This is a genomic window from bacterium (assembly GCA_035454885.1).
Classification (GTDB): domain Bacteria; phylum UBA10199; class UBA10199; order JACPAL01.
The window spans coordinates 1-3,527 of the sequence record DATIGE010000063.1; the positions used below are offsets into that span (position 1 = coordinate 1).

Annotated in this window: 4 protein-coding genes; all 4 read right to left on the bottom strand. The window is 64.2% G+C overall.

Annotated features, from left to right (window positions below):
• On the bottom strand, positions 1-395 hold a 395-nt coding region (locus VLJ37_10755; GenBank protein HSA60151.1), incomplete at its 3' end, for a carbamoyl-phosphate synthase domain-containing protein.
• Positions 373-1,665 (bottom strand): dihydroorotase, encoded by a 1,293-nt coding sequence (locus VLJ37_10760; GenBank protein ID HSA60152.1) that lies wholly within the window; start codon positions 1,663-1,665, stop codon positions 373-375. The genes VLJ37_10760 and VLJ37_10755, both read right to left, overlap by 23 nt.
• Before the next feature lie 34 nt (positions 1,666-1,699).
• Positions 1,700-2,650 (bottom strand): aspartate carbamoyltransferase catalytic subunit, encoded by a 951-nt coding sequence (locus VLJ37_10765; protein ID HSA60153.1) that lies wholly within the window; start codon positions 2,648-2,650, stop codon positions 1,700-1,702.
• Between the two features lie 109 nt (positions 2,651-2,759).
• On the bottom strand, positions 2,760-3,527 hold a 768-nt coding region (gene lepB / locus VLJ37_10770), incomplete at its 5' end, for a signal peptidase I (protein ID HSA60154.1).

The window sequence follows — 3,527 nt, forward strand, 5'->3', positions numbered from 1 at the left end:
GTCGAGAGGATACCCGTCTTTGAGCCGTGGTCGCGCAGGTGGCGCGTGAGCGCGCGGGTGTCGACCCCCTCGATGGCGACGATCTTGTTCCTCTTAAGGTAGGAATGAAGCGGCTCGCGGGACCGGAAATTGGACGGGGCCGCGTTGTAATTCCGGACGATGAAGCCCTCGACGAACGGTTTCCAGGATTCGACGTCCTCCGGATTCACGCCGTAGTTGCCGATCTCCGGGTAGGTCATGACGACCATCTGCCCCTTGTAGGAGGGATCGGTGAGGATCTCCTGATAGCCCGAGAGGCTCGTGTTGAACACGACCTCCCCGATCCTCTCGCCCGGGGCCCCGAAGGACCGGCCCTCGAAGACCGTCCCGTCTTCAAGAATTAAAATGGCCTTCATCGTAAACGACCTTTCCTCCGACGATCGTGTAGTGCACGCGCCCCCTCACCGGCCAGCCGTCAAACGGCGTGTTGCGGCTCTTCGAGCGGAAACGGGAGGCGTCGATCTTTCCCTTGGCCCCGGGGTCGAAGACCGTGATGTCCGCGTCCGATCCGGGCTTGAGGGTCCCCCGCCCCTTGAATCCGGCGATCTTGGCGGGCCCGGCCGAGAGCAGGCGGATCACGTCCGGCAGGCGAAGCACCTTGTCCTCCACCAGCCTGAGGCACAAGGGCAAGGCGGTTTCCAGACCCACCAGCCCGTGCGCCGCCTTGACGAATTCGACCTCCTTCTCGAACGAGGCGTGCGGCGCGTGGTCGGTCGCCACGGCGTCGACCACGCCCTCCTTCAATCCTTTTCTGAGGGCCGCGACGTCCTCGGCGGACCGAAGCGGAGGCCGCACCGAGGCCTCGGTCCGGTAGCCGCGCACCGCCTCGTCCGTCAGCATCAGGTGGTGCGGCGTCACCTCGCAGGTGACGGCCACGCCCCTCTTTTTGGCGGCGCGCACGAGATCGAGGCTGCCCCGCGTCGACAGATGCGCGATGTGCAGCCGCGCCCGCGTCAGTTCCGCGAGGGCGATGTCCCGCGCCACGATGATCTCCTCCGCCGCGTTGGGCGAACCGGGCAGCCCCAGCTCGGTCGCCGTCGCCCCCTCGTTGATCGAGCCCGGGCCCGAGAGATTCTCGTCCTCGGCGTGTGAAATGACGAGCAGGTTGAAACCCCGCGCGTACTGCAGGGCCTTGCGCATGAGGGCGCTGTCCATGACGCACCGTCCGTCATCGGAGACGCCGATGATGCCGGCGTCCGCCATCTGGCCGATGTCCGCCAAGGTCTTGCCCTCCAGGCCCTTGGAGATGGCGCCGACGGGAACCACGCGCACGACGCCGACCTCGCGCGCCTTGCGGACGATGAACTCGGTAATGACCGCGTTGTCGTTCACGGGCTGGGTGTTCGCCATGCAAAGGACGGTCGTGAAGCCGCCGGCGGCGGCCGCCTCCGTCCCGCTCTTCAAGTCTTCCTTGTACTCGTACCCCGGCTCGCGAAGATGCGTGTGCAGGTCGATGAAACCCGGGGCAACCACCCAGCCCCTCGCGTCGACCATCCGATCGACGCCTTCGGCCGGAAGCCCCTTCCCCACCTTGGCGACCTTGCCGTCCACGCAAAGGACATCGAAAACACCATCCCGTCTCTCGGCGGGATCAACCACACGGCCGTTTTTGATGAGAATCTTCATGTTCCACCGTGTAGGGGCGAACCTTGTGTTCGCCCTACTCGCGCGCCCCCCATAACGAAAGGACCGCCATCCGCACCGGAATCCCGTGATGAACCTGATCGAGGATGACCGTCCGCGCCCCGCCTCCCGTCCGCCCGTCCGCCACGTCCGGGTCGATCTCGACGCCGCGGTTGATCGGGCCCGGGTGCATGATGAGGGCCTCCGGTTTCATCCGGGCGTGCCTCTCCTTGGTCAGCCCGTAAAACCGCGTGTATTCGGCGAGCGAGGGGAAATTGAGCTTCTCCTGCCTCTCCTTCTGGATCCGGAGGAGCATGACGACGTCGGCCCCCGGCAATTCGCGGTCGAAGTCCGTCCCCACCCGGGCGCCGAAGGATTCGAGCCCCGGCGGCAGAAGCGTCGCCGGCCCCACGCACGTCACGCGCGCCCCGAGCTTCCGGAAGGCGAAGAGGTTCGAGCGCGCCACGCGGCTGTAGGCCAGGTCGCCCACGATGAGGACGTTCAGTCCCTTCAAGTCCCCGTAGTCGGTGATTTTGAGCGTTTCGCAGACGGTGAAGACGTCCAAAAGCGCCTGGGTGGGGTGCTCGTGGGACCCGTCGCCGGCGTTGATGACGGAGGCCTTCGTGTGGCGCGCGATGAGGCCAGGAGCCCCGCTCGACCCGTGGCGGACGATGAGCAGCCTGGGTCCCATGGCCTCCAGGTTTTCCACCATGTCCTGAAGGCTTTCGCCCTTGGTGAGGCTGGAGGCCTGAGGGGTCATCGTCAGGAGGTCGGCGGACAGGCGCCGCGCCGCCAATTCGAAGGACGCCCGGGTGCGCGTGGAGGGCTCGAAGAAGAGATTGATGACGGCCTTACCCTTGAGATCATCCAGCTTTTGCGGGGAAGACGCGAGACGCGCCTTCATCCGGGACGCCGTCTCGAGGACCTCGACGATCTGCTCCCTCTTGAGATCCTTGATGCCGAGGAGGTCCTTGTTCTTCGGAGGCAAAAAAAAACCCCGCCGTGGCGGGGTTTGTGAAGGAATCTCTGTCTTTTTCTTCGCGATCATTGGGGCGTCTTCTTCGCGAAATTATCCTCGCCTGTCAAGGAGAATGCAACTACTGAATCCATTTCCCAAACCGGTCCCATCGAATCCAGCGGCCTATGTTCGCGAGACCTTGGCGGATCTCGTCGTAGTCGAGGGAGAGCCAGACGAACATGGCGCGGCCCTTGACGTTCTCCATGGGGACGAAGCCCCATTCGCGGGAATCGGAGGAGTTGTCCCGGTTGTCCCCCATCACGAAGAGGTGGCCGGCGGGGACCTCGAACTCGGACTCGGCGTAGGACGGCCTCTCGTCAAACTGGACCAGGTGGTTCACGTCCCCCACTTTCTCCACGAAATAGGCATAGGACTCCCAACGGGGAAACGCGGGGATCTCATGCCCGTTCACCTGGTCGGCCACCGCCTCCGGAATGATCGTGAGAAAACGGTCGCCGTTGGAGGCGCGGACCTCGACCGGCTGCCTTGCCAACGCCAACCCGTTGACCGTCACCTCGTCGCCGTGGATCGCAATGCGGTCCCCCGGGAGCCCGATGGCCCGTTTGATGAAGTCCTTGCTCTCGTCCAAGGGGTACATGAAGACGATGGCTTCCCCCCGCTTGGGCTCGCTGAAGGTCACGATCCTCTTCTTGGTGAACGGAATGCGCAACCCGTAGACGAACTTGTTCACGAAGATGTGGTCGCCGATCATGAGGGTCGGGATCATCGACCCCGACGGGATCTTGAAGGCCTCGATGCCGAAGGAGCGGATGACGAAGGCGACGAGGAAGGCGGTCAGGATCGCCTCCCCATATTCGCGAATCCAATGCTTTTTCCTGATCGTTTC

What these genes read in the sequence shown, in the direction of transcription:
- VLJ37_10760 (HSA60152.1), bottom strand. Translation starts at nt 1,665, where the DNA reads ATGAAGATTCTCATCAAAAACGGCCGTGTGGTTGATCCCGCCGAGAGA.